This is a genomic window from Alloalcanivorax dieselolei B5 (assembly GCF_000300005.1).
Classification (GTDB): domain Bacteria; phylum Pseudomonadota; class Gammaproteobacteria; order Pseudomonadales; family Alcanivoracaceae; genus Alloalcanivorax; species Alloalcanivorax dieselolei.
Window position 1 is genome coordinate 3,895,331 of the sequence record NC_018691.1, and the last position, 25,226, is coordinate 3,920,556.

Consider the following 25,226-nt stretch of genomic DNA (forward strand, 5'->3'; position numbering starts at 1 on the left):
TACTGCAAATTCTATTTCGTTCTTTTTGGGTGAGCGCCAACTCTCCCGGGAAGCCGGTAATCCTTCACCCCCATCAAGTCGGGGCCACATTCCAGCCGTTCCAACCAATCCAGAAAGCGCCCAATGGTCACTCGAGACGCAAAATAACCTCCGTGCTGCGGCACGATCATTGCCGGATTCAATTCCCGCACCATGCGCACCCAATAGCGGCAAGCACGATTGCCGGCCATGTAGCGCCGATGAAAGCCGGCCATGGCCGGAATGTGATCCTCGAAACGGCCTACCTCGCCTTCCTCCCCACCCAGAGAGGCGCCGATATCCCCGGAAAACAGGATACGGCTTACCGGATCGTAAAAACTGAAATTACCCACTGAATGCAGGAAGTGGGCGGGCAAGGCCCACAGTTCCGAATCCGCGAACGGCAATACCGCTCCCTTGTCCGGCAGCGCCAGAATCCGCTCCTGCCATTGCTCGCCCACCCGCGAGGTGACGAAAGTGGACGCCAGGTGGGGCAGAAACCGCGACCATAGCCGGGACACCGCCACCTTGCAGTGGGAATGCAACATCCAGCGGGGCAGCGAGGCGATAATATCCGGGTCCTGGTGGGACGCCAGAATGTAGGTGAGATCACGCAGGTTGAGATGGCGGCTCAATTCGATGGTCAGAGGGGTATAGGTAAGATCGCCGCCGGGGTCGATCAGGGCCCCCTGCTCACCATGGCGAATGGCGAACTGATTGGCCTGCACGCCTTCGCCCTGGACCAGATCATGAAACCTGGCCACCACGTGATCGCCCTGCTGGAACAGAATATCCGCCCGTGTCATCGCGCCTCCTCCTTGATGTAAATCAAGTATTTTGCATAGGCGCGACGGAGGGTACTTGATCTGTATCAAGACCCGTCCAGGACGGGTCCCGACATTGAGGCAATAAGGTGGGCCGGTCGATAAGCCGGGTTCTGTCGTGGGCAGCCATTCATCTGGGATCCCCGTCACCGGGGACCTCTAGCGACCTACCCGGATCCAGCGCGGGCCACGCCATTGGATCCCTATTTGGTCTTGCTCCGGGTGGGGTTTACCCTGCCACCGCTGTTACCAGCAGCGCGGTGCGCTCTTACCGCACCTTTTCACCCTTACCCGCCCCCGAAGGAACAGGCGGTCTATTTTCTGCGGCACTGGCCGTAGCCACACCGTCACCAGTGTGACCCCCAGGCGTTACCTGGCACCCTGCCCTGTGGAGCCCGGACTTTCCTCCAGCGGTTTCCCGCCAGCGGCTGCCTGACCGACCCGGGCGCAGCATAGTGGATTCAGTTGACAGTTGATAGGGTAGAAGTAGTTGACAGTTGATAGTGGACAGTTGACAGCGGAAAGAAAAATGCGGAGATGCAAAATTCATTTGCGTATCAACAAAGTCGATTCATGCCTTTTCTGTGGGAAGCTTGCTGGCAAGCGCCTGAGCGAACCCCATTCGCTTGCCAGCAAGCTTCCCACAGCGGCTAAAGATCACCTGTTTTTGTTTTTCGCTGTCAACTGTCCACTATCAACTGTCAACTGTTTCTAAGTAGTTATACAGCGCCTGCCGCTTGAGCCCGGTATGCGCGGCCAGCACGCGGGCGGCGCGGGACAGGGGTAGTTCTTCCAGCAGAGCGCGGGCCAGGGCCCGGTCGCGCTCGCTGAGCAGGTCGCTTTGCGGCGCCGGTCCCAGCACCAGTACCAGTTCCCCGCGCTGCTGGTCCTTGTCGGCGCGCACCCATTCCAGCACCTCCGCGACCGGTCCCCGGCGTACCGTTTCGAAGCGCTTGGTCAGTTCCCGGCACAGGGTCAGTTCCCGCTCCGGTGCCACTTTCGGTGCCAATGCCTCAAGCAGGGACAGCACCCGATGGGGCGCTTCGTAAACGATGGTGGTCACGTCCGCGGCGGCCAGGCGCTCCAGAACCCGTTCACGGGCGGCGCCCTTGGCCGGCGGAAAGCCTTCAAACAAAAAGCGGTCGCTGGGCTGGCCGGCCACCGCCAGCGCCGCCAGCAGCGCCGAGGCCCCGGGGATCGGCACCACGGTCACCCCGGCGTCCTGGCAGGCCCGCACCAGACGGTAGCCCGGATCACTGACCAGCGGCGTGCCAGCATCGCTGATTAATGCGCCACTCTCGCCATCGGCCAGCCGTGCCACCAGATCCGGAGCCCGCTGCTGCTCATTATGGTCGTGGCAACTGATCAGGCGGGGGGAAATCCCCAGTTGCTGCATCAACCCCTGGCTGTGCCGGGTGTCCTCGGCAGCCACCCAATCCACCTCCTGTAACACCTGGATGGCGCGCCGGGAAATATCGTCCAGATTACCGATCGGTGTGCTGACTACGTACAGGCAGCCCGCTTCGGCGTCGTGGCAGGGTCGGGTCATTTTACGTGCTCTGTCTCACTGATAGGGCAAGAGAAGGGGCGCGCAGCGCCGCCGGGGGTTATTCGCGAGTCGGAAAGTCCCTACAATACCGGCTCCATTCCCGCAGTAGCAAAGGGTTATCCCACCGTCATGGAATTGAGACAGGTTAAATGGGCCGCGTTGCTGGTGATCCTCGCCATCACCGGCTGCGTCCAGACACCAGGGGCGTACCAGCGCACCGGCACCCCCGCCATGGACACGGCTCCCGCCCGTGAAGCCCCATCCAGCACGGAATCAGCCAGGCAACGCCTGGGTGATATGGCGGATCCGGCGCGGACCGATACCGCCCTCTCCTGGGCAAGTTATTACCTGGTTAACGACCGGGCCGGGGAAGCCAGTGAAGTGCTGGAGCTGGTGCGCGGCGGCGCCCCGAGCATGGATCAGCGTTTCCGCTGGCTGCAGTTGAGTGCCCAGGCCTTGCTCGGGCAGCACAAACCGCAACAGGCGCTGGACCTGCTCAACAGTTACCAGGGGGATATCCGCTCCCTGCCCGCGGATCAGCAGGCACGCCTGGCTTTGCTGCGCGCGGATGCCCTGGCTCTTAACGACAACCTGATGGAGAGCCTCAAGGAGCGGGTCGACATCCAGCCGCGACTGGGGCGCTCCGACCGCGCTTACAACCAGGATATGACCTGGCAGGCGCTGCTGCGTGTACCGCGCAGCCAATTGCAGCAGGAAGCCGAGGGTGCCAGCGGTGATCTGCTCGGCTGGCTGGAACTGGCGGACATCTACCGCGACGCCCAGGCCGGTCTCGATGATCAGGTGGCGCGCATGAACGACTGGCAGCAGCGCTGGCCGCAACACCCGGCCCAGGCACAGCTGCCCGAAACCCTCAATGCCATGCGCCGCGCCGCGCAGGAACGGCCGGCCCGGGTCGCGGTTCTGCTGCCGGAAAGCGGCCCGCTCTCCTATGCTGGCAACGCGCTCCATGACGGCTTGATGGCCGGCTACTATCTGGCCCGTGACAACGGCGACTACACCCCCGAGCTGCGCTTCTACGATACCGCCGACGCCGATGCCGCCCAGGTTTACCAGCAGGCGGTGATGGATGGTGCCCAGTTCGTGATCGGCCCGCTGGCCAAGGACCAGGTGGCTGCTATCGCCGCACTCGGCACCCCGCCGGTGCCCACTTTAGCGCTGAATTACCTGGACGACGGCGGCAACGGCCTCTATCAGTTCGGCCTGGCGCCGGAAGACGAGGCCCGTCAGGTGGCCCGTGACGGCTACGCCGCCGGCGCGGTGAGAGCAGGCGTGCTCTACCCCAATTCGGAGTGGGGCTACCGTGTCGCCGAGGCGTTCAGCAATGCCTGGCAGTCACAAGGCGGCTCCATCGTGGCCAGCCGCACCTACGCCGATGACGATATCGGCGGCTCGGTGAAAGCCTTCCTCGGTGAGGCCCGCGGCAATCTCGGTTCCAGCGGCGGCAAGGAATTCCGCCCCCGCGGCCCGGAGGACATGGCGTTTGTGTTCCTGGTGGCCAACGCCGACCAGGGGCGTCAGGTCAAACCGGCGCTGAATTACCACTACGCTCGCTATCTGCCGGTGCACAGCACCTCCTATATTTACGGCGGCGTCCCTGATCCGCGCCGTGACCAGGATCTGGATCGGGTCCAGTTCGTGGACATGCCCTGGGTGTTGAACCCGGACCCGCGGCTCAAGGATATGGTCACGGCGAACTGGCCTGATGGCCACGGTCGTTACACGCGCCTGTTCGCCATGGGCGTGGACGCCTTCCGTCTGCAGGCCCGGCTGCCACTGCTGAACAGCGCACCGGGCAGCACCTTGTCCGGCGCCACCGGCGTGCTGCACCTGGACGGCAAACGCGTGGTGCGCGAACTGCAGTGGGCCACCTTCAAAGGGGGTCTGCCCAGCCCGCTGCTGACGCCCTGATCCGGTGCTCGGCGCCTGGCGTGGTCAACGGGCGGAGTGGCAGGCCTTGCGCTGGTTGCGGGAGCAGGGCCTGCGCCCGGTAGCGCGCAACTATCGTTGCCGCCGGGGTGAGGTGGACCTGATCATGACCCACCACGACACCCTGGTCTTCATTGAGGTACGCTGGCGCAGCCGTCGCGACTATGGTGGCGCGCTGGCCTCGGTGACCCGCGCCAAACAACGGCGGCTGCACGTCGCCGCCCGTCATTTTCTAGCTCATAATGCCCGCTGGGGCTCTCATCCCTGCCGTTTCGACGTGCTAGGACTGGAACCGGATGGTGACGGAGAGGTCCGTTACCAATGGGTGCAAAACGCTTTTTACGGAGACCAATGATGAGTGTGGATCGCATCAGGCAATTGTTCGCCGAAAGTCTGGAGACCAAGGCAAAGGCCGGGGAAGTGCTCCCCGAGGTGATCGCCATGGCCGGCCAGGTGATGGTGGAATGCCTGCTCAACGGCGGCAAGATTCTCAGTTGCGGCAATGGCGGTTCCGCTGGCGATGCCCAGCACTTCTCCTCCGAATTGCTCAACCGCTTTGAAATGGAGCGCCCGGCGCTGCCGGCGGTGGCGCTGACCACCGACTCCTCCACCCTGACCTCCATCGCCAACGATTACAGCTATAACGAGATCTTCTCCAAGCAGGTGCGCGCGCTTGGCAACAGCGGCGACGTGCTGCTGGCGATTTCCACCAGCGGTAATTCCGCCAATGTGATCCAGGCGATCCAGGCGGCCCACGACCGGGATATGAAGGTGGTGGCGATGACCGGCCGGGAAGGCGGCGAGATGGTGAACCTGTACGGTCCCCAGGACATCGAGATCCGGGTGCCGGCGCACTCCACCGCCCGCATCCAGGAAGTGCACCTGCTGGTGATTCACTCCCTGTGTGATTTTATCGATCAACAGCTGTTCGGAGGAGCCTGATGCGCGTCACCGGTTTGATCGTGTTGTTGGCCGCCCTGCTCACCACGGGCTGCACCACCATGACCAAGAACATGTCGCAGGAGCCGGTGGATCAGGACCACGGCTCCCGCACCTTCGGGGCGTTCATCGAGGACGGCAACATCGAGCGCAAGGTGAAGATCAATCTGGCCCGCACCAGCGCCGATCTGGACGAATCCCACATTGTCGTGGTCAGCTTCAACGGCAATGTGCTGTTGGCCGGCCAGGTGGCCAGTGAATCACTGAAAGCCCAGGCGGAAAATATCGCCGGCGAAGTGCGCCATGTGCGCAACGTCCACAATGAACTGCGTGTGGCCGGCAACAACTCCGCCATGGCGCGCACCAACGACGCCTGGCTCACCACCAAAGTGAAAAGCCGCCTCGTGCTCAGCGGCGATACTCCCGGTATGCGCACCAAGGTGATCACCGAAAACGGCGTGGTTTATCTGATGGGCCTGCTGACCCATGAGGAAGCCGACCTGGCGGTGCAAAAAGTTCAGAAAGTCGGCGGCGTGCAGAAGATCGTCAAGATTATCGAATACATAGATTGACCTATCCGGGGCGGCCTGGCCGCCCCGCCTTCCTCACCATCCCGACATCGCTAGTGTCCAGTCGACTCGACAACGCCGACCGCCAGCATGACGCCCGGTCAGGGCTGTTACAGGTATTCCCCAACCCTATAGCACTCGAGTCCGGCGAGCGCATCGAGGTCACCGATACCCGGCGCGCGCCCCAATGATGCATATCCCCCTTCCACCACGTTCAATGGGCCGCACAATTCAGTACGGAGCGGGTTCGGATTGGCGTCCACTTCCAAGGCGCCCTCACCACCCGCCGCGGCCAGCAGGTGGCCGGAGGCCAGCAGGCCGATACCGCCACCCAGATAATGGGGGTAGTAGCGCAGTCCGGCGTTGTTGATGGCTCGCGCCAGCGGCAGCAGGCGACTGATACCCCCCCACTTGGCGGCATCCGGCTGCAGAATCGACAGCGCGCCACTATCGATGGCCTCGCGGAAACGCGCCTCGCCCATGAGATTCTCGCCGGCGGACACCGGAATATCGGTGAGCGCCGCCAGCGCCCGCCACTCCGACCAGGGCGCGGTGCACAGCAGCGGTTCCTCGATCCACTTCAATCCCAGCCGGTTCAGCGCCGGCAACTGGTCCCTGGCCTGGTCCAGGGTCCAGCCCTGGTTCACATCCACCATCAGCGAGGCCTGATCGCCCAGGGTCTCGCGCAACGCCGCCAGGTTGGCCAGATCCCGCCTCGCGCCAAAGCCGATCTTCAATTTGAAGCGCGTGTAACCTTGCGCCGCCCGCTCCACGGCCAGTCGCTCCGGCGCCGTGGGGTTGAGACCGCTGGCGTACACCGGGATTCGATCCGTGTCGCCGCCCAGATATTGCCACAGTGGCTGACCGGCACGGCGTGCGCACAGGTCCCACAGCGCCAGATCGATGCCGGACAGACACTGAGCGAACGGCCCCGGCTCGGCGGATTGCAGCGCCAGCACCCGGGTGCCGGCTTCCAACGCCTGGTAGGCCGCCGCCGGCGAATCGAATTCCCGATCCACCATTTGCGCGCGAAACACGCTGTCCACCAACCGGGCACGGTGCTCGGCCCCCACCATGGGAAAGTTGCACCAGATCTCACCCCAGCCCTGATGCCCATCCTGGTCGGTCACCCGTACCACCACCATCGGCCGGTCCATCATGGTGCCAAAGGAGGTTTCCACCGGGGTATCCAGGGGACACCGGTAGACAAAGCTATCGAGGGCGCGAATGGCGACCGGGTCGTTCATGCTTTCAGATCCATTTCCAGATGTATGTAATCGCCGCGGTAGGTGGCCTCGGCGACATAGATGATGGTGTTGTCGGCGTCCACCAGCACCCGGCGCACGTTGGCGATCGGGTCGCCCAGTGGCATGTCCAGCAGTCGCGCCACTTCCAGATCGGCCTTGGAAATGGTGATGCTCTGCTTGGCCTGCGCCACGGTCAGATCCAGGGACATCAGCACCGGCAGAATGATCTCGTTACGGAAACGCTTCTCCGCCTTCTTGAACACGCGCTTTTCGAGATAGATGGAGATCACGCAATACTTCACGCCCTGCCGGGCGTGCACCCGGCGCAGGTGCTGGTAGTGCGCGGCCGGGACACCGTCACTGTCGGTAAGGCTCGGCGGTGTACTGGAATCGGAGATGTTGGTGACCACCGGTGTGTCACCGCGATAAGCCTCCACCAGGGCGTTGAGGGTGGTTTCCACCTTCACCGGGTGCTGGTCCGCGCCGCCCTTGAGCACCAGGGTGCCGACGCCACGCTGTACCTTGATCAGACCGGAGCGGGCCAGCAACTGCAGCGCCTGGCGCACCGTCACCCGGGACACCGAAAACTCCTTCATCAGTACTTCGATGGGCGGCAGCATGCTGCCCTCCGCCCACACGCCCCGCCCGATCCGATAGCGGATGATGTCCGCCACCTGCAAGTAGAGCGGAATCGGGCTCGCGTTCATCAGCCCGCGATCGTCGTTGTGATCAGCCATCCATCCCTTCCCGGCAAATGCTTGACACGAAACCTAGCATGTGGAAACGTTCGCATCAACTGATGTCCTAACATTAGGACTTCATGACTTCTCATCCCAAGGAGTACACGGTGTCCGACAAACAATACGACTACATCGTGGTGGGCGCCGGTTCGGCCGGCTGCATCGTCGCGAACCGGCTGTCCGCGAACCGCGACAACCGGGTGCTGTTGCTGGAAGCGGGCGGCTGGGACCGCAATTTCTGGCTGCACTTTCCGGTGGGCTATTACCGCTCGATTTACGATACCCGGGTGGCGCGTCTGTTCGACACCGAGCCCTCCGAGGGCAGTGGCGGGCGCAATATCGTCTGGCCGCGGGGCAAGGTGATCGGCGGTTCCAGTTCCATCAACGGGCTGATCTTTATTCGCGGCCAGCGCGAGGATTTCGACAGCTGGGCCGAACAGGGTGCCACCGGCTGGTCCTACGACGAGGTGCTGCCGTACTTCCGCCGTCTGGAGCGCTACACCGGCCACGGCGACGCCAGCCGCGGCGACCGCGGTGAGTTGGGGGTCTCCGACATGCGCACCGACAACCCCGCCTGCCGCGCCTGGTTGCGCGCCGCCGAGCAATACGGCCTGCCCTTCAACCCGGACATGAACAGCGCCGACACTCGCGGCGTGGGCCCCTACCAACTGAGCCTCAAGGGCCGCTGGCGCTGCAGTTCCGCCAAGGCATTTCTGACGCCGATCAAGGACCGTCCCAACCTGACCATCGTCACCGAGGCACCCACCAATCGGGTGCTGTTCGAAGGCAACCGGGCGGTGGGCGTGGAATGGCGCCGGAACGGCGCCGTGCACCGGGCCGGCGCCAGCCGTGAAGTGATTCTGTGCGCCGGCGCCATCCAGACGCCACAACTGCTGCAGTTGTCCGGCGTCGGTCCCGCTGAATTGCTGCGCCGGCACGGTATCAAGCCGATTCATGACGCACCGGAGGTGGGCGCCAATCTGCAGGACCACTATCAGGTGCGGGCCATCTACCGGTTGAAGCGAAAGCTGTCGCTGAACACCGATGTGCGCAACCCAATCAAGCTGGCGAAGATGGGACTGGAATGGCTGCTGAACGCCTCCGGCTCCCTCACCGTGGGTGCCGGCCAGGTGGGCGGTAGCGCCTGCACTCGCTACGCCGACGGTGGCCGGCCGGATGTGCAGTTCAACGTGATGCCGCTGTCCGTGGACAAGCCGGGCACGCCGTTGCACCGCTACCCCGGTTTCACCGCTTCGGTGTGGCAGTGCCACCCGCGCTCCCGTGGCCAGGTGCGCATCGCCTCCGCCAACCCGGACGCCGCGCCGGTGATCGAGCCGCGCTATTTCTCCGATCCACACGACCGCAAGGTGATCGTCGAAGGCATGAAAATTCTCCGTGACATCGCCCGCCAACCGGCGTTCCGCGAACTCTGGGACGTGGAGATGGAACCCGGCGAGCAGGTGGACGGCGACGACGCCTTGTGGGAGTCCGCCCGGCAGCGCGGCGGCACCGTGTTCCATTGCGTCGGCACCTGCCGCATGGGCAGCGACGACGGCGCCGTGGTCGATCCACGCTTGCGCGTGCGCGGCGTGCGGGGCCTGCGCGTGGTGGACGCGTCGGTGATGCCCACGGTGACCTCCGCCAATACCAATGCGCCCTCACTGATGATCGGTGAAAAAGGCGCGGCCCTGATTCTTGAAGACGCCAACCCGGAGTCCCAACCATGAAATTTGATTACCGAAGCCATCTCGGAGGGGGCACGCCCTTCGATACCGTGAACCCGGCCCGCCCCGACCAGGTGGTGGGTGGTTACGCGGAAGTGACCGACCCGGACGCCGTGGACCGGGTGTTCAACCAGGCCGCCCGCGCCCAGGCCGAGTGGGCGGAGGTGCCACCGGTGGTGCGCGGCGACCGGCTGCTGGCATTCCTCGATGAGGTGGTGGCGAACGTGGACCGCATCGCCGAGGCCATCACCCTGGAACAGGGCAAGCCGCTCAATGAAGCACGCAATGAAACCCTCAAGGGCTGCGCCGAAGGCCGCTTCATGGCCGGCGAAGCGGCGCGTCAGCAACTGCAGACCACCGCCGCCGCCCGCCCACGGGTGCGCAATCTGATCCTGCGCCGTCCGCGCGGCACCCTGCTGGCCATCTGCCCGTGGAACTTCCCGGCGATGACACCGCTGCGCAAACTGTGCCCGGCCATCGCCTTCGGCAATGCGCTCGTGATCAAACCGTCCCAGTTCACCCCGGCGGCGGCCTTTCTGCTGGCGGAAATCGCCGCGCGACACTTCCCTGCCGGCCTGGTGCAGGTGCTGCCCTGCGGCGGCGCCTTCGCCAGCCAGCTCACCGCCGCCGGCCGCTTCGACGGGGTCAGCTTCACCGGCTCGGTGGCGGTGGGCCGCAAGGTCGGTCTGGCCGCCGCCGAGGGCCTGGTACCCGCGCAACTGGAGTTGGGCGGCAAGAATGGCGTGATCATCAATGACAGCGCCGACCTGGACGGCTGCCTGGACCAGGTGTTCGGCGCCGCGTTTCAAACCGGCGGGCAACGCTGCACCAGCCTCAGCCGGGTGATCGTGCAGCGGAATCTGCATCAGGCCGTGGTTCGGGGCCTCGCCGAACGGGCCCGGGGTCTGCGCCTGGGTGATGGCCTGGACGCTACCACCACCCTGGGCCCGCTGTGCAACGGTGCCCACTTCGACAGCGTCAAAACGCTCACCGCCCGCGCCGTGGACGAGGGCGCCACCCTGGTCACCGGCGGCGAGCCGGCCACCGTGCCCGGCTGCGAGGGCGGCTATTTCTTCGCCCCCACACTACTGGACAACGCCGGCGTGTCCGACACCGCCAGCCGTCAGGAAATCTTCGGCCCGGTGCTCTCGGTGCTGCCCTACGACGACGCCGATCAGGCGCTGACCATTCTCAACGACACCGAATACGGGCTCACTTCCAGCCTGTTCTCGGATTCCCATGCGCTGATCCAGCGCTTCCTGGACGAAAGCCGCAACGGAATGCTGCACGTGAACAACGGCACGGTGCCGGACGTGAACATGCCGTTCGGCGGCATGAAGCATTCCGGGCTGGGCGCTTACTCGGTGGGGGCTTCGGCGTCCGCCTTCTACACCATCGAACAGGCCGCTTACCTGGCCTGGTAAATAACAACAGGGTGATAATCATGAGAACAATCGCCAAACTGGCTGTGCTGGCCACCGTTTTATTGACCAACCCGGTGGCCGCCGACACCCCCAATCCGTTCGACTACCGGTCGGTGCCCAAGGAAGGTGATCAGATCACCATGCGGCTGGCCCACTCCCTGAATATGGAGTGGAGTTCGCAAACCGTGGCGCTGAAACGCTTCGCGGAACTGGTCGCCATCTACACCGACAACCGCATCCGCCCGGTGATCTTTCCAGGCTCGCAGTTGGGCAGCGAAAAGGAAATGCTGCAGCAGGCCCGTCAGGGCGTCATCCAGGTGACGATTCCCGCCACCAACAACATGGCCCAGGTAGCGCCCAGCCTGAACGTGCTGCTGCTACCCTATCTCACCCAGAGCACCGAGGAATCCAACTACCTGCTGGACCACATCACACCGGTGCTGCAACCGCGGGTGATCGAGGAAGCGGGTGTCCGCATTATCGGCTGGGAAAATACCGGCTGGCGGCATTTCTTCTACAACGCCCCGGAGCCCATCGAAACCCCGGCGGATCTGGCGCCGCTGAAAATGCGCGTGCCGCCCAACGCGATCATGCTCGGCACCTATAAATCCTGGAATGCGTCGCCGGCGCCGATCGCCTGGAACGAACTCTACAGCGCCCTGCAGCAAGGTGTGGTGGAAGGCGGCGACAGCCCGGTGAGCGACATTATCGGCATGAAGTTCGACGAAGTGATCGGACGCATTTCACGGCTGCACTACACCATCCTCACCCACCCCATCGTGGTGTCCGAGCGCTGGTTCCAGGACCTGGCGCCGGACTTGCAGAAAGCAGTATTGCGAGCTGGTCGCGAAACCACGAAATACGTGCGCTGGTGGCAGCCACTGGACGAGGCCCGCTGGTGGAAGCTGGCCGAGGAAGCCGGCGTCGAGATCACCGACATCAAGAACGAGACGCCCTGGGCGGAAAAAGCCCGCGCGGCCTGGCCCCACTATTACCCCCTGATCGGCAAGGACGGTGAGGACCTGACCAAGAAAGCGCTGGACATCCTCGAGTCCTATAAAGCGAGCAATCAATAAAACAATTCAGCCCGCGGTCAGGACGGCGCAGGCCGTTCCGACGGGAGACAAACTTATGTACAACCTGTTGAGAAAGTCCCAATTGGCGCTGTGCCACGCGTTGCTGTCGGGCATGGTGCTGGCGCTGCTGCTGCAGATCTTCGGCCGCAGTTTCAACGCCGGCCTGGAATGGACCGAGGAACTGTCCCGGTTCGCCTTTATCTCCTTCGTCTTTATCAGCGCCAGTTACTCCTCGCTGACCAGAGCGGACCTGCGCATCGGCGTCTTCGCCGACTGGCTGAGCCGGCGCCTGGGGCGGGGGCCGGTGGAAATCATGACCACGGCCCTGCTGCTGTTGTTTGACGTGCTGATGATCATCTACTGCTATCGCAACGTCATCGACGGCATTAAATACCCCAGTGTGTCGCCGGTGCTCGGTTTCAATACCAACTATCTGTTCGTGGTGTTGATCCTGGCGTTCGTGCTATCGGCGCTGGGCCGGCTGTTCGGCCGCAACGCTGGTGGCGAGGTCGGGGAGGGTCTGGCATGACTACCGTGCAATGGGTACTGATCATTATGCTGCCGGCACTGCTGCTGCTCGGCGTGCCGATCTACGCGGCGCTCGGTCTGACTGGCTTCGCCGCCGCCTGGTTTCTCGGCGCCGACCTGGTGTTCGCCGCGCAGAGTATTTTCAACGGCGTGGACAACTTCGCGCTGCTGGCGATTCCCGCCTTTATCCTGGCCGGCAACATTATGGAGAAAGGCGGCCTGACCCACGACATCATTCGTATCTTCCGGCGCATGTTCGGGCACATCCCCGGCAGCCTCGGCATGGTGACGATTCTGTCGTGCATGTTCTTCGCCGCGATTTCCGGCTCCGGCCCGGGCACCGTGGCGGCGATCGGGTCGATCATGATTCCGTCCATGGTGCGTTACGGCTACCCGGCACCCTACGCGGCCTCGGTCACCGCCACTGGCGGCACTCTGGGCATCCTGATTCCCCCCAGTAACCCGATGATCATCTACGCCATCATCGCCAATGTGTCGATCGCCGACGTATTCGCCGCCGGTCTGCTGCCCGGGCTGTTGATGGGCGTGGTGCTGGTATTCACCGCCTATGTGATGGCCAAACGTTCCGGTGCCGTGGTCAATCCGGTGCATGAGCAGGAGGACGAGAACGAGAGCCTGGGCGCGTTGATCTGGCACGCCAAATTCGCCCTGTTTTTGCCGGTGCTGATTCTTGGCGGCATCTACTCGGGCCTGTTCACCCCGGTGGAGGCTTCGGTGGTGGCGGTCTTTTACGCGCTGGTGGTGGCCCGTTTCGTGTATCGACAACTGGACGCCCGGGCACTGCACGAAGCCTTCGAGCAGACCCACCGCATCTCCGGCGCGCTGATGATCGTGGTCGCCTGCTCAGCGCTGCTGGCCAAGGTGATCACCCTGGAAACCATTCCACAGCAGATCTCCGTGGCCATGTCCGGTGTCTCCACCAATCCGCTGGTGATTCTGCTGTGGATCAACGTGTTCCTGATCCTGGTGGGCACCTTCATGGAAACCATGTCGGCGATCATCATCCTGGCGCCGATCCTAGTGCCGCTGGTCACCGCCTTCGGCATCAACCCGGTGCACTTCGGCATCATTCTGGTGACCAATATCCAGATCGCCTTCCTGACACCGCCGCTGGGGGTCAACCTGTTCGTGTCCAGTCAGATTTCCGGGGTACCTGTGGAGAAGATCATTCGCAGCATCTGGCCGTTCCTGCTGGCCCTGCTGGGGGTGCTGGCACTGGTGACCTTGTTCCCTCAACTCAGTCTCGCACTGCCGGAACTGCTCCGGTCTCTACGCTGATTCAGCCCCGCGGCGTTCTCATGGGGACGCCGCCTCCCCTCCCTCGAAACCACCGCTTCGTCGGTTCCGACGATGCTCACCCGCTGCCGCCCTCGCTAACGTAATACACCGACCCATCCGGCTCTCCGCCTGCCGCCCGACAACGACAACAATCAGGTGCCTCCATGACCGTCCCGCTGATGACGCTGAAATCCCTGTACACCGGTGCTCTGGCCCGTTTCGCGGACCGCTGCGCGCTGACCATGGGGGGGCACAGCCTCAGTTACGCCGAGCTGCAGCGCGGCAGCTTTCAGGTCGGCAACGCCCTCATCGACCTCGGCGTCACCCCCGGCACCCGGGTGGCGCTCGCCATGGCCAATTGCCTGGAGTTCGCGGTGGCGGCCCAGGGGGTGATTCAGGCCGGCGCCACCCGGGTGGCTTTGAACAGCATGCTCAGCGACGATGAGGTGCTCTATATTCTGGCGGACTCCAACACCCGGGTGGCCATCGTCGATGCTCAGCGTTTCGAGCTGCTCTCCCGTCACCGCGATCGCCTGCCGGAGCTGGAACAGGTGATCGCACTCGGACCGACGCGGGATTGCCCGTCGGACATGATGCCCTGGGATGATTTTCTCGCCTCCGGCAAGCCGGAGTACACCGACGTCAACGTGACACCGGATGATCTGGCCTTCATTCCCTACACCGGCGGCACCACGGGCAAGCCCAAGGGCGTCCTGCACAACCAACAAAACATTTATCTGAATCTGCTTTCCCACCAGATGGAGCTGGCACTGCAGGACGACGAGCGCTTCCTGCTTACCTCGCCTCTGCCCCATGCCGCTGGGAGTATCCTGATGGTCGGGTTGCTGAAAGGGGCTACCCATTACATCGAACCCGGATTCGATCCCGCCACCGTGATCCGCCGCATCAGCGAGGACAAGGTCACTCTCACCTTCATGGTACCCACCATGATTTACCGGCTGCTGGACTGGCTGGAGGCCAATCCGGAGCCCCGTCCGGATCTGAGTTCGCTGCGCACCATGCTGTACGGCGCCGCCCCGATCACGGTGGAGCGTCTGACTCAGGGCCTGGAAACCTTCGGGCCGGTGTTCATGCAGCTCTACGGCCAGTCGGAAGCGCCCAACTTTATCACCCGGTTGCGCCGGGAGGACCACAACCCGGCCCATCCGGAGCGGCTGCTCAGTTGCGGTCAGGCCGCGACCATGAGTCAGGTCCGTATCGTCGATGACAACGGGAAACCGGTGCCCGCGGGGGAAAGCGGCGAAGTGGCGGCACGCACGCCGTACAACATGCTCGGTTATCATGGCCTGCCGGAGAAAAGCGCCGAAACGCTGGTGGACGGCTGGCTGCACACCGGCGACATCGGACGGATGGACGCGGACGGTTATCTGTACCTGCTGGACCGCAAGAACGACATGATCATCAGCGGCGGCATGAACGTGTACACCTCGGAGGTGGAGAACGCCATCCAGCCGTACCCCGGTGTCGGCCAGGTGGCGGTGGTCGGCCTGCCCGATCCAGACTGGGGCGAGGCGGTGACCGCGTTCGTGGTCCCCGATGCCGGCGCCGAGCTGGACCTGGAAGCCCTGCTGCGCCACTGCAAAGGCGCGCTGTCCAAGTACAAGGTCCCCAAACAGATCCATCTGCTCGACAGCCTGCCGCTCACCGCTTACGGCAAACTGGACAAGAAAGCCCTTCGCCAGCAATGGGCGGCTGCTGTCTAGAGACTGCCGGCTTGGAGGCTGAAGCCACGGCAGTGACTGATTATTGGTCTTGGAGATATGAATTCGCGCTGTATTCGCTGCCAAGGCAGCGAATTGGCGTGTGGCGCAAACATCGTGAACCTGCAAGAGAGGTCCAAGCATGAGTAGCCTCACCGAATTGAGCCGTTCCCTGAACGGTGCCCGGGTCCTGGTGACCGGTGGCGCCAGCGGCATGGGACGAGCCACCGCCCGGGTGTTCGCCAGCGAGGGCGCGCGGGTTGCCGTTACCGACCGCGATGGTGACGGCGCCGGGCAGGTCGCCATGGAGATTCGCGACGCGGGTTTCCAGGCGCAAAGCTGGACCCTGGACGTGAGCGACGCCGCGGCGATCGAAGCGGTCACCGCCGAGGTGGCCGAAGCCTTTGGCGGCCTGGACATTCTCATCAACAATGCCGGGGTCTCCGGCTTCACCGCCATCTCGTCCTTGGCGGACGACTACGAGGCCACGTGGCACACCAGCCTGTCGATTCTGCTGACCGCCCAGCAACGCCTGGTGCGGGCCGCGCTGCCCCACCTGCGGGGCTCGCACCATCCCCGCATTGTCAATATCGCTTCCACCGAAGCGCTCGGCGCCACCGCCGAGAACAGCGCCTATGCCGCGGCCAAGGCCGGCGTCACCGGCCTGACCCGCGCCCTGGCGGTGGAGCTGGGCAAGGAAGGCATCACCGTCAATTGCATCTGCCCCGGCCCCATCGACACCGATATGACCGCGCGGATCGCGGACGAGCACAAGGCCATTTTCGCCAGACGGCGAACCGCTTTGCGACGCTATGGCGCCCCGGAAGAAGTGGCGCACATGACCGTCAGCCTGTGCCTGCCGGCGGCGTCCTACCTCACCGGCGCGGTGATTCCGGTGGACGGCGGTCTGATGGCACGCAACGCGTGATGGATAGGTTGCTTGTTTCGCTGATCACGCCGACCATGCTGGCCCGGCCCCACCAGAGTGATTGCCCCAATGCCGCGAACCGATAACAGGCCCAACCCTTTCGTCATGGCCGTGTCCGCCATGCTGGTGGCGCTGGTGGTGATTGTCTTCGCCCGCCTGGCCTACGGTCTGCTGTTGCCGGCCATGCGCGCCGATCTCGGGCTGAGCTACCGCCAGGCCGGCGCTCTGGGCACGGTCACCGCCCTGGGTTATCTGCTGTTCGTATTGCTTGGCGGTCTCGCGGCCAGCCGCTGGGGCGCCCGCAATACGGTGATTTTCGGTCTTGCCGCGGTGACCGTCGGCTTCGCCGGGCTGGCCGCCGCCAGCGACTATATTCTGATCGTGGTGCTGATGGCCTTGCTCGGCTTCGGCACCGCGTTCTGCTTCGCGCCCACGGTGTCTCTGCTGGCCACCTGGTACCCGGAGCGGCGCGGAATGATGATCGGCTGCATGACCGCCGGCGTCGGCGCGGGGATTTTCTTCATCGGGCTGCTGGTACCCTGGCTCTCCGATCTTTTCGGCGCGAACGGCTGGCGGGTGACCTGGGGGATTTTCGCCGCCGTTGCCGGCGCCGTCGGCTTACTGGTTCTGATGGCGGTGCGTGATCCGCCCGCCAGCGACGATGCCAACACGGCGCGGCCGCCCTCGGCGGACAAGTGGCTGATCTACCGGAATCCCCGGGTCATCATCATGGCGCTGGTGTACGGCATCATCGGCATGGTGTACATCACCCAGGCTCTGTTCATGGTCAGTTATGTGGTGGAATCCGGCTTCGACGAAACCATCGCGGGATGGCTGATGGCGATGATGGGGTTGCTCTCCGTCCTCAGCGGCCCGTTATGGGGCTCGCTGTCGGACCGCTGGGGGCGCGGCAATACCCTGAGCCTGGCCATGTCGGTGGTGACCGTTGCCATGGCACTGCCACTGGTCGATCAGAGCCTGCCTCTGTTCATCGCCCATTTCTTCTTCATGGGCTGCGCGGTCAATGGGGTCTTCACCCTGATCCAGGCCGCCAGTACCGACCAGGTGGCACCGCGTTACATTCCCATCGCGTTCAGTTATGTCACCCTGTTCTTCGCCGGCGGACAACTTATCGGCCCGGCGGTGGCGGGCTGGCTGATCGAAACGCCGGGAGGCTTCCCGCTCGCCATCGGCTTTACCTGCTTCTGGCTGATCGTCGGCTTGTTTCTGACTCAGCGTATTCGCCGGTTCCCGGCTGATGTGGCGGTGTCCTGAAGACCGCTTAAACACATCGCTTCCCACAGCGGGTACTACGAAGCCGCTGTAGGAGCTTGCCCTGCAAGCGAATGGGCACCCATTTCCAAAAGGAAATTCGCTTGCAGGGCAAGCTCCTACAGCGGCCTTGTAGCAACCTTTGAGTTTATGTCTCCAAGCCGCACTAAGGCCGATTATGGTGGAGCATATAACGCCCCGCCTGATACAGCCCTTCCAGCAGTTCCTTGCGGTCCTGGAACACCTCCGGCTGGTCCACGCCGACATCCGCTTCCAGGCGCGGATCCTTCAGATCGTAAAGCCGCGCGTTGTCACCGTCGTAGTACATGCTCAGGTGATAATCCTCGCCAACCAGGCCGATTAACGGCCGGTGGGAACGGTCACCGCCAAAGGTGATCGCGTATGAGGGGCCCTCGATATCCAGCAGATCCCGCCCCATGGTGCGGTTCTCATACGGCAGCCCGACCAGCCCCAGCGCCATCGGCATGATATCCACCAGGCTGGCGGGGCGCTCAATCACCCGGTGCTCACCAATGACGTCCGGGCCGTAGATGATCAACGGCACATGATGCTTGTCCAGCAGCAGGGACTCGCTGTAACCCATGTGTTGGGATGGCTCGGAGCGGTCGTTATGGTCGCCGTACAGAATGAAGATGGTGTTGTCCGCGTAATGGGAATTAGCCACCAGGTCATTCAGGTAGTAACCGATGTTGTAGTCCAACAGGCGCACCGCGTTGTACTGATCGTTGCCGAGGAAGCTGTGCTGGCGCACTTTGTCTTCCGGCGGATTGATCACCTCGAAGTTGGAATCATCATCGGGAATGGTGAACGGCCGATGGTTGCCGGCGGTCTGGATGAAGGCAATGAACGGCTTGTCCGGATCCAGTTGGTCCAGGCGCTGGTGAGCGGCCTTGAACAGATCCCGGTCCGAGATGCCCCAGACATCAATGTTGGGGGCGTCGTAGTCTCCGGCCTCCCACAACTCCAGATCCTGAATGTTGTTCTTCAATACGCCACGGATATTGGCCCAGCCGGCGGAACCGCCTATGAAATAGAGGCGCTCGTAGCCTTTAAAAGCGTTGACCAGGGTGTACTGATTGACGATCTGCGGATCCCGGGATGCGGTGGAGCCACCCCAGGTAATGTCGGGAATCCCGGTCACCAGACCAAACACGGTGCGGGCGGTACCGCTGGAGGGCACCATGAAATTGGGGAAGAACAGCCCCTCATTACCGAGACGGTCCAGATTGGGCGTGGCTTCCATGGGGTTGCCAAACAGCCCCATGCGGTTGGCGCCCATGGATTCCAGGTGAATCAGAACCACATTGGGTGGCCGTTGCGGTGCCTGCCCCGGCACCGACCGGGCGAACGTCATGGTCTCGGGGTCCGGATTGCTCACCCCCAGGTATTCCGCCACCCGTTGATAGCGCTGCGCCAGCAGCTCATCGTCATGTTCCCGGGTACCGGTGGTGTAGGTGTCGTAAAAGAAAATCGCCGGGTTCAACCCCAGGGACGCCACCTGCAGATTGTTGGAAAAGTAGGCGTCACTCCAGCGCAGCGGCACGGTGCCGGTTTGCCCCATGATCCCCAGAGCGTACAGATAGATACCCAACGCCACGGCGATGGTGCCACCCAACCAGCCCCGCCCCGGCGCCGGGCGGCGCGCGAAGGCGGCAATCGGCTTGCGCCCCAACCAGGCTCCCACCGCCAGCGTCACCAGCAGCAGCAGCGCCAGCCAGACCACCGGGTAGCTCTCCCACACCATCTGCAGGGAATCCCCACGGTTGGTCAGGAAACGCAACACAGAGCTGTTCAGGCGTTCTTCCAGATAGCTGTAGTGGGCGAAATCCGCGATGTAAACGAAACAGGCCACGGCGGAGGCCAGAGCCAGCCAGGCCACCGCCAGTTTGCGGGCCAGCTGTCCGCGGCGCAGACCGAACAGGCCCGGCAGCAGGCTGAGAATGGCCACCGGCAGAACAATCAGCAGGGCCAAACGCAAGTCGAAGCGGACACCAATGCCGAAGGCATGCCAGAGTTCTTGCGAAGGCAGTTCCAGGCCGGAAAGGAAAAACCAGAAGAACGCCCCCCTCAGTACCACGAAAACCAGGAAGAACGCGGCAACCAGGCTCAGGATCAATCGCACACGTGGCGAAAACAGCATACAGGCTCCACAATCAGATGCGGGTTGTCGGGGTCGGCGGCGCTTATTTCACCACACGTAAACGCGGGCCCTTGTCGGGGCCTTTGTCAGGACCATTGTCATCGGGGCCGTCTTCGGGGGGATCCGGGGGTGGATCTATGGGCTCGAACGCCATGCCCTGGCCGTTCTCGCGGGCGAAAATCGCGATCACCGCGCCCACCGGCACTCTGAGATGATGCGGCACGCCGCCGAAACGGGCAGAAAAGACGATTTCATCGTTGCCCGCCACGAACTGGGTCACGGCCCGGGGAGCCACGTTCAGTACGATCTGGCCATCCTTGACGAATTCCTGCGGCACTTCGGTGCCGGGATAGCCCGCGTCCACCGCCAGATGAGGGGTGAGACCGTTATCGCATATCCACTCATGGGTGGCGCGGATCAAATAGGGCCGGTTGGAAGTCATTTCGGACATAACAGCAGGGCTTTTCCGATGGATACGGCCGCGCTCCGGCGGCAAAAAAAGCCCGTGCGCGGGGGCACGGGCCGGAGTTCACAGCGCCAGGCGCATTTCCCGCTCAGCTTCGGTCAGGCTGGCCTGGAAGCTGTCACGGTCAAACAGGCGCTCGGCGTAATCCAGCAGCGGCTTGGCCTGCTTGGCGGGCAGGTCCACACCCAGAACGGGCAACCGCCACAAAATCGGCGCCACCACGCAGTCCACCAGGGTGAATTCCTCGCTCATGAAGAACGGCAGCTCATTGAAGATCGGCGCGGTGGCGATCATTCCTTCGCGCAGTTCCTTGCGGCGCTTGTTCAAAGCGGCGTCTTTCTCCTCGCCCAGCACCAGGGCGTCCACATGGCCACACCAGTCACGCTCGATACGGTGCACCAGCAGACGACTCTGCGCCCGCGCCACCGGATACACCGGCAGCAACGGCGGATGCGGGAAGCGCTCGTCCAGATACTCCATGATCACCGTGGACTGATACAGGGTCAGCTCACGGTCCACCAGGGTCGGGACCTCGTTATACGGATTCAGGGCCGCCAGATCTTCCGGTTTGTCCCGGCTGTCCACGTCCACGATATCCACGGTTACGCCCTTCTCCGCCAGGACAATACGCACCCGGTGGCTGTAGTGATCGTCCGGGGAAGAGAAGAAAGTCATTGAGGAACGTTTGGTCACCACGCCCATGGTCGAGTCATCTCCAAGCATCATCTAATAACACAAACAGGGTAGCCGCTTGCGCGGTTACCCTGTTGCAGGCTGGATCAACGTTCGTGGATCAGTGAACGTCTTTCCAGTATTCCTTCTTCAGCAGGTACGCCGGTACGAGAAGGATAGCAAGGAACACGAGCACGTAAACACCAATCCGCTCACGGGTGGGCGCAATCGGCTCCGCCGCGTAAGTGAGGAAGTTGGTGATATCGCCCATGGCGGCCTTGAATTCCTCTTCATCCAGGGCTTCCTGCATACCGGCCATCACATGCGGCATGCCGACGTTCGGGAACACCTTGTTGTTGTAACCGAACGGACGGGATTCATCCTCATAGAAGCCGATCAGATAAGAATACAGCCAATCCGGGGATTGCAGGCGCGCTTCCAGGGTCAGATCCGGCGGCGCGGTCCCGAACCACTTCTTGGCGTCTTCCTTATCCATGGCGTTCTGCATCGGATCACCAATCTTATCACTGGTGAAGTTCATATACTTCAGTACCAGCTCATCCGGGATACCCAGGTCGTCGCCCATACGACCGTAACGCAGATATTCCAGACTATGACAACCCATGCAGTAATTGACATAAAGCTTGGCACCGTTCTGCAGGCTCACTTTGTCCTGCAGATTGACCGGAGCCTTCTCATACTCAGCGTCATGACCACCGGCGGCCACGGCCAATACCGGCAAACAGCTGAACAAAATGGCGGCAAAAAGCTTCTTCATCAGTGACCCCCCGTGACGCGCTCAGGTACCGGCTTGGATTTTTCGAATCGATGGCCGAATGGCAGTATCACGATGAAGAACAGGAAGTAATACACCGTGCCGATCTGCGCCACGGTCTTCGCCAGACCGGTGGCCGGCTGGGTCCCGAGATAGCCGAGGATCAGGAAGTCCACCACGAATAGCGCCAGGGTGATCTTGCTCACCAGGCCCTTGTAACGGATGGACTTGACCGGATGGCGGTCCAGCCAGGGCAGCAGGAACAGAATGGCAATGGCGCCGCCCATGGCGATCAGCCCCCAGGCCTTGGACGAGATAAACCAGTCGATGGTGGTGGCACGCAGCATCGCGTAATAGGGGCCGTAGTACCACACCGGAGCGATGTGATCCGGGGTCTTCAGCGGATCCGCCGGCGCGAAGTTGGGCTTCTCGATCAAATAGCCGCCGCCGGTGGGGAAGTAGAAGATCACCACCGCGAACACCATCATGAAGATGATGACGCCGGGCAGGTCCTTGACGGTGTAGTAAGGGTGGAACGGGATGCCGTCTTTGGGGATCCCGTTCTCGTCCTTGTGCTTCTTGATTTCCACGCCATCCGGGTTGTTGGAGCCGACTTCATGCAGCGCCAGGATGTGCAGGAAAACCAGGGCCACCAGCACCAGCGGAATCGCCACCACGTGCAGGGCGAAGAATTTGTTCACGGTGGCGGTGGACAGCAGATAGTCGCCACGCACCCAGGTGGTGAGGGCCTCACCGATTTCCTTGGCGTCGTTGGCGTCGATGAACGGAATCACGTCGAACGGAATCGCGCCGGCCAGGGAGATGATCACCTGGGCGCCCCAGTAGGACATGTTACCCCAGGGCAGCACGTAGCCGAGGAAACCTTCGGCCATCAGTGCCACGTAGATCAACATGCCGAAGATCCACACCAGTTCCCGCGGCGGCTTGTAGGAGCCGTACAGCAGGCCACGGAACATGTGGATGTACACCACGGCGAAGAAGGCCGAAGCGCCGACCGCGTGCATATAGCGGATCAGCCAGCCCCACTGCACGTCGCGCATGATGTACTCGACGGACTCGAAGCCCTGGCTGGGAGAGAAGAACATGGTCAACCAGATACCGGTGAGCAGCTGGTTCACCAGCACCACCATGGAGAGCACCCCAAAGTAGTACCAGAAGTTGAAGTTCTTCGGAGCGTAGTACTCCGACATGTGTTTTTTGTAGGTGTTAACGACGGGAAGACGCGCATCCACCCAGTCGATCAAGCCATTCACCACTCTCATGCCTGAGTCTCCCCTTCTTCAGAGCCGACGATGATCACGGACTCGCTCAGATAAGAGTGCGGCGGAACCACCAGGTTGGTGGGAGCCGGCACGCCTTGGTAAACACGTCCCGCCAGGTCGAACATGGAACCGTGGCAGGGACAGAAAAAGCCGCCATGATCCAGTTGCACGGTGGGCTCTTGCTCATACAGGGGGGAGCAACCGAGGTGAGTACAGGTGCCAATCAGCACCAGATATTCTTTCTTGATGGAGCGCCACTGATTCTTGGCGTACGGCGGTTGTTGATCTTGCTCGGAACCGGGGTCGCGCAGCGAACCCTCGATCTGGGCCAGGCCTTCGAGCATCTTGTCGGTGCGATTCACTACCCACACCGGCTGCCCGCGCCATTCCTGCACCACCCGCTGGCCCAATTCCAACTTGCTGATATCGACCTGGACCGGGGCACCGGCGTTCTCCGCCTTGGCGCTAGGCAGCCAGGATTTCACGAAAGGAACCGCCAGCCCCACCGCACCTGCTGCTCCGATCGCCGATGTCAGGCCAATCAGAAAGGTACGGCGGCTGGTATTTACGCCGTCATTGCTCATTGAGATCTTCTCCCCTGGAGCCTGTTTTCATCTGTCTTTTCCATCGTTCGCCGCGTTGCTCTTCCGGTGGATGCCAGGCTTCACATCCACACCCGGATCCGTGCCAGGAATGTCGAGCCACGCCAACCACGCCACCAGGGCATGGCACACACCAATGCGATGTCGGGCAGGGGCGGAAGGCCCGGACCCGGACGGACAAGGGTGTGTGAAACGGCAACACCGAACCGGTTTGTTATTTAAATCCCGCAGGACGAATGATGCCGACAACAGCGGATCAAATCGAACGAAAGCGGGCTCCGTCGGAGCGCGGGAGTGACCCAGATCAGGCAAAGATGTCCCGGACCGGGACGAGAGGTCAGAGCTCACGCTTCAGGCGGAGTAAGGCGGCCGAAATGGTAAAGAAAAAACCCACATCTTACAACCGGTTATTCCGGGGAGAGACGCCCGGTAAACCCCTGATTTGAACGCAAAAAAGCCCGGCATTGCCGGGCTTTTCGCAAGCGTGAGCGGTATTCGGCGGTGCCGATTAACGCTTGGAGTACTGCGGACGCTTACGCGCTTTGTGCAGACCCACTTTCTTACGCTCGACTTCACGGGCGTCGCGGGTGACGTAGCCGGCACGACGCAGGGCGCCGCGCATTTCACCGTCGTACTCCATCAGAGCACGGGTGATGCCGTGACGAATGGCACCGGCCTGGCCGTTGTTGCCACCGCCTTTCACGGTCACGTAGACGTCGAAACGATCGGTCATGTCCACCAGTTCCAGCGGCTGACGCACCACCATGCGGTTGGTCTCGCGACCGAAGAACTGATCCAGCGGGCGACCGTTAACGGTGATGTTACCGCTACCGGGGCGCAGGAAAACGCGAGCGGCGGCGGTTTTACGACGACCGGTTCCGTAATCGGCGTTTGCAGTTGCCATCGACTAACCCCTTAGATTTCCAGCTGCTGCGGCTGCTGAGCAGTATGAGGATGCTCGGCGCCGGCGTAGACTTTGAGTTTGCTGAACATGGCGCGACCCAGCGGAGTACGCGGCAGCATGCCCTTCACGGCCTTCTCGATAACCAGTTGCGGCTTGCTGCCGATCAGGGTTTCGAAGTTGGCTTCCTTGATGCCGCCCGGATAGCCGGTATGACGATAGTACATCTTGTTACTGGCTTTTTTGCCGGTAACCGCCACTTTCTCGGCGTTGATCACCACGATATAGTCGCCGGTGTCCACATGCGGAGTGAATTCCGGCTTGTGTTTACCGCGCAGACGACTGGCGATCTCTGTAGCCAGCCGACCCAGCGTTTTGCCGGAGGCGTCTACCACATACCAGTCGCGCTTTACGCTTTCCGGTTTCGCGCTGAAGGTCTTCATGGGAGTCTTCCCTAAAAATTTGTGCCCTAAATTCAGATGCTTACGGGTTCCAGGAACCCGCCGACGTTAAGCCCGCCGGGCAAGAGGGCACGAATTGTACTGAAGCGCCCGGGTAAAG

General features: G+C 62.6%; 24 protein-coding genes and 1 other RNA gene. 12 read left to right on the forward strand and 13 right to left on the reverse strand.

From position 1 onward, the window contains the following. Positions 1-11: 11 nt before the first annotated feature. From B5T_RS17300 to rsmI, 3 genes are all read right to left on the reverse strand, one after another. Complete coding sequence (locus B5T_RS17300) at positions 12-824, reverse strand: oxygen-binding di-iron domain-containing protein (protein ID WP_014995826.1); 813 nt, start codon at positions 822-824, stop codon at positions 12-14. Positions 825-928: 104 nt separating this feature from the next. Beyond that, positions 929-1,286, reverse strand: an RNA gene (gene rnpB / locus B5T_RS22405) — RNase P RNA component class A. Between the two features lie 250 nt (positions 1,287-1,536). Further along, positions 1,537-2,391, reverse strand: coding sequence for a 16S rRNA (cytidine(1402)-2'-O)-methyltransferase (gene rsmI, locus B5T_RS17305; protein ID WP_014995827.1), 855 nt, complete (start codon positions 2,389-2,391; stop codon positions 1,537-1,539). 129 nt (positions 2,392-2,520) lie between these two features. Between rsmI and B5T_RS17310 the strand changes: the two genes are divergently transcribed. The 4 genes from B5T_RS17310 to B5T_RS17325 are packed head-to-tail and all read left to right on the forward strand — an operon-like array spanning position 2,521 to position 5,849. Next, a complete protein-coding gene (locus tag B5T_RS17310) occupies positions 2,521-4,320 on the forward strand; it encodes a penicillin-binding protein activator (RefSeq protein WP_014995828.1) in 1,800 nt (599 codons plus the stop codon). Between the two features lie 4 nt (positions 4,321-4,324). Beyond that, positions 4,325-4,693: a YraN family protein gene (locus tag B5T_RS17315; protein WP_014995829.1), complete on the forward strand. Its 369-nt coding sequence runs from the start codon at positions 4,325-4,327 to the stop codon at positions 4,691-4,693. Next, a complete protein-coding gene (locus tag B5T_RS17320; protein WP_085942845.1) occupies positions 4,693-5,280 on the forward strand; it encodes a phosphoheptose isomerase in 588 nt (195 codons plus the stop codon). Before B5T_RS17315 ends, B5T_RS17320 begins: the two co-directional genes overlap by 1 nt. After that, positions 5,280-5,849: a BON domain-containing protein gene (locus tag B5T_RS17325; RefSeq protein ID WP_014995831.1), complete on the forward strand. Its 570-nt coding sequence runs from the start codon at positions 5,280-5,282 to the stop codon at positions 5,847-5,849. Before B5T_RS17320 ends, B5T_RS17325 begins: the two co-directional genes overlap by 1 nt. A 107-nt stretch (positions 5,850-5,956) precedes the next feature. Here B5T_RS17325 and B5T_RS17330 read toward each other — a convergent pair whose 3' ends face one another. Together B5T_RS17330 and B5T_RS17335 are read right to left on the reverse strand one after the other, a co-directional pair. Beyond that, positions 5,957-7,093: a mandelate racemase/muconate lactonizing enzyme family protein gene (locus B5T_RS17330; RefSeq protein ID WP_014995832.1), complete on the reverse strand. Its 1,137-nt coding sequence runs from the start codon at positions 7,091-7,093 to the stop codon at positions 5,957-5,959. Then, the gene (locus tag B5T_RS17335; RefSeq protein ID WP_014995833.1) at positions 7,090-7,830 is read right to left on the reverse strand and encodes a GntR family transcriptional regulator; all 741 of its coding nucleotides are present in this window, start codon (positions 7,828-7,830) and stop codon (positions 7,090-7,092) included. Before B5T_RS17335 ends, B5T_RS17330 begins: the two co-directional genes overlap by 4 nt. Positions 7,831-7,940: 110 nt before the next feature. Here B5T_RS17335 and B5T_RS17340 point away from each other — a divergent pair, with 110 nt between their 5' ends. The 8 genes from B5T_RS17340 to B5T_RS17375 all read left to right on the forward strand — a co-directional run bounded on the left by B5T_RS17340 (position 7,941) and on the right by B5T_RS17375 (position 17,808). Continuing rightward, on the forward strand, positions 7,941-9,560 hold the full coding sequence (locus B5T_RS17340) for a GMC family oxidoreductase (RefSeq protein ID WP_041717098.1): 1,620 nt from the start codon (positions 7,941-7,943) through the stop codon (positions 9,558-9,560). Further along, complete coding sequence (locus tag B5T_RS17345; RefSeq protein WP_014995835.1) at positions 9,557-10,981, forward strand: aldehyde dehydrogenase family protein; 1,425 nt, start codon at positions 9,557-9,559, stop codon at positions 10,979-10,981. Before B5T_RS17340 ends, B5T_RS17345 begins: the two co-directional genes overlap by 4 nt. 20 nt (positions 10,982-11,001) lie before the next feature. Beyond that, the gene (locus B5T_RS17350; protein WP_014995836.1) at positions 11,002-12,057 is read left to right on the forward strand and encodes a TRAP transporter substrate-binding protein; all 1,056 of its coding nucleotides are present in this window, start codon (positions 11,002-11,004) and stop codon (positions 12,055-12,057) included. A 55-nt stretch (positions 12,058-12,112) separates the two neighbouring features. Continuing rightward, positions 12,113-12,586: a TRAP transporter small permease gene (locus B5T_RS22380; protein WP_014995837.1), complete on the forward strand. Its 474-nt coding sequence runs from the start codon at positions 12,113-12,115 to the stop codon at positions 12,584-12,586. Beyond that, the gene (locus tag B5T_RS17360) at positions 12,583-13,884 is read left to right on the forward strand and encodes a TRAP transporter large permease (protein ID WP_014995838.1); all 1,302 of its coding nucleotides are present in this window, start codon (positions 12,583-12,585) and stop codon (positions 13,882-13,884) included. The genes B5T_RS22380 and B5T_RS17360 overlap by 4 nt, the downstream gene beginning before the upstream one ends. 164 nt (positions 13,885-14,048) lie before the next feature. After that, a complete protein-coding gene (locus tag B5T_RS17365) occupies positions 14,049-15,608 on the forward strand; it encodes an AMP-binding protein (protein WP_014995839.1) in 1,560 nt (519 codons plus the stop codon). A 139-nt stretch (positions 15,609-15,747) separates the two neighbouring features. After that, a complete protein-coding gene (locus B5T_RS17370) occupies positions 15,748-16,533 on the forward strand; it encodes an SDR family NAD(P)-dependent oxidoreductase (protein ID WP_014995840.1) in 786 nt (261 codons plus the stop codon). Between the two features lie 69 nt (positions 16,534-16,602). Further along, a complete protein-coding gene (locus B5T_RS17375; RefSeq protein WP_014995841.1) occupies positions 16,603-17,808 on the forward strand; it encodes an MFS transporter in 1,206 nt (401 codons plus the stop codon). 163 nt (positions 17,809-17,971) lie between these two features. Here B5T_RS17375 and B5T_RS17380 read toward each other — a convergent pair whose 3' ends face one another. From B5T_RS17380 to rplM, 8 genes are all read right to left on the reverse strand, one after another. Next, a complete protein-coding gene (locus B5T_RS17380; protein WP_014995842.1) occupies positions 17,972-19,966 on the reverse strand; it encodes an LTA synthase family protein in 1,995 nt (664 codons plus the stop codon). A 43-nt stretch (positions 19,967-20,009) separates the two neighbouring features. Further along, positions 20,010-20,417: a ClpXP protease specificity-enhancing factor gene (locus B5T_RS17385; RefSeq protein WP_014995843.1), complete on the reverse strand. Its 408-nt coding sequence runs from the start codon at positions 20,415-20,417 to the stop codon at positions 20,010-20,012. Positions 20,418-20,495: 78 nt separating this feature from the next. Further along, positions 20,496-21,134 (reverse strand): stringent starvation protein SspA, encoded by a 639-nt coding sequence (gene sspA / locus B5T_RS17390; RefSeq protein ID WP_014995844.1) that lies wholly within the window; start codon positions 21,132-21,134, stop codon positions 20,496-20,498. Positions 21,135-21,225: 91 nt separating this feature from the next. After that, positions 21,226-21,882 carry a cytochrome c1 gene (locus B5T_RS17395; protein ID WP_014995845.1) on the reverse strand — a complete coding sequence of 219 codons (657 nt, stop codon included), beginning with the start codon at positions 21,880-21,882 and terminating at the stop codon, positions 21,226-21,228. Continuing rightward, positions 21,882-23,162 (reverse strand): cytochrome b, encoded by a 1,281-nt coding sequence (locus B5T_RS17400; RefSeq protein ID WP_014995846.1) that lies wholly within the window; start codon positions 23,160-23,162, stop codon positions 21,882-21,884. The genes B5T_RS17395 and B5T_RS17400 overlap by 1 nt, the downstream gene beginning before the upstream one ends. Beyond that, a complete protein-coding gene (gene petA, locus B5T_RS17405) occupies positions 23,159-23,746 on the reverse strand; it encodes a ubiquinol-cytochrome c reductase iron-sulfur subunit (protein WP_014995847.1) in 588 nt (195 codons plus the stop codon). The genes B5T_RS17400 and petA overlap by 4 nt, the downstream gene beginning before the upstream one ends. A gap of 526 nt (positions 23,747-24,272) precedes the next feature. Further along, positions 24,273-24,668 carry a 30S ribosomal protein S9 gene (rpsI, locus tag B5T_RS17410; protein ID WP_014995848.1) on the reverse strand — a complete coding sequence of 132 codons (396 nt, stop codon included), beginning with the start codon at positions 24,666-24,668 and terminating at the stop codon, positions 24,273-24,275. Positions 24,669-24,679: 11 nt separating this feature from the next. Beyond that, the gene (gene rplM / locus B5T_RS17415; protein WP_014995849.1) at positions 24,680-25,108 is read right to left on the reverse strand and encodes a 50S ribosomal protein L13; all 429 of its coding nucleotides are present in this window, start codon (positions 25,106-25,108) and stop codon (positions 24,680-24,682) included. Positions 25,109-25,226 lie beyond the last annotated feature (118 nt).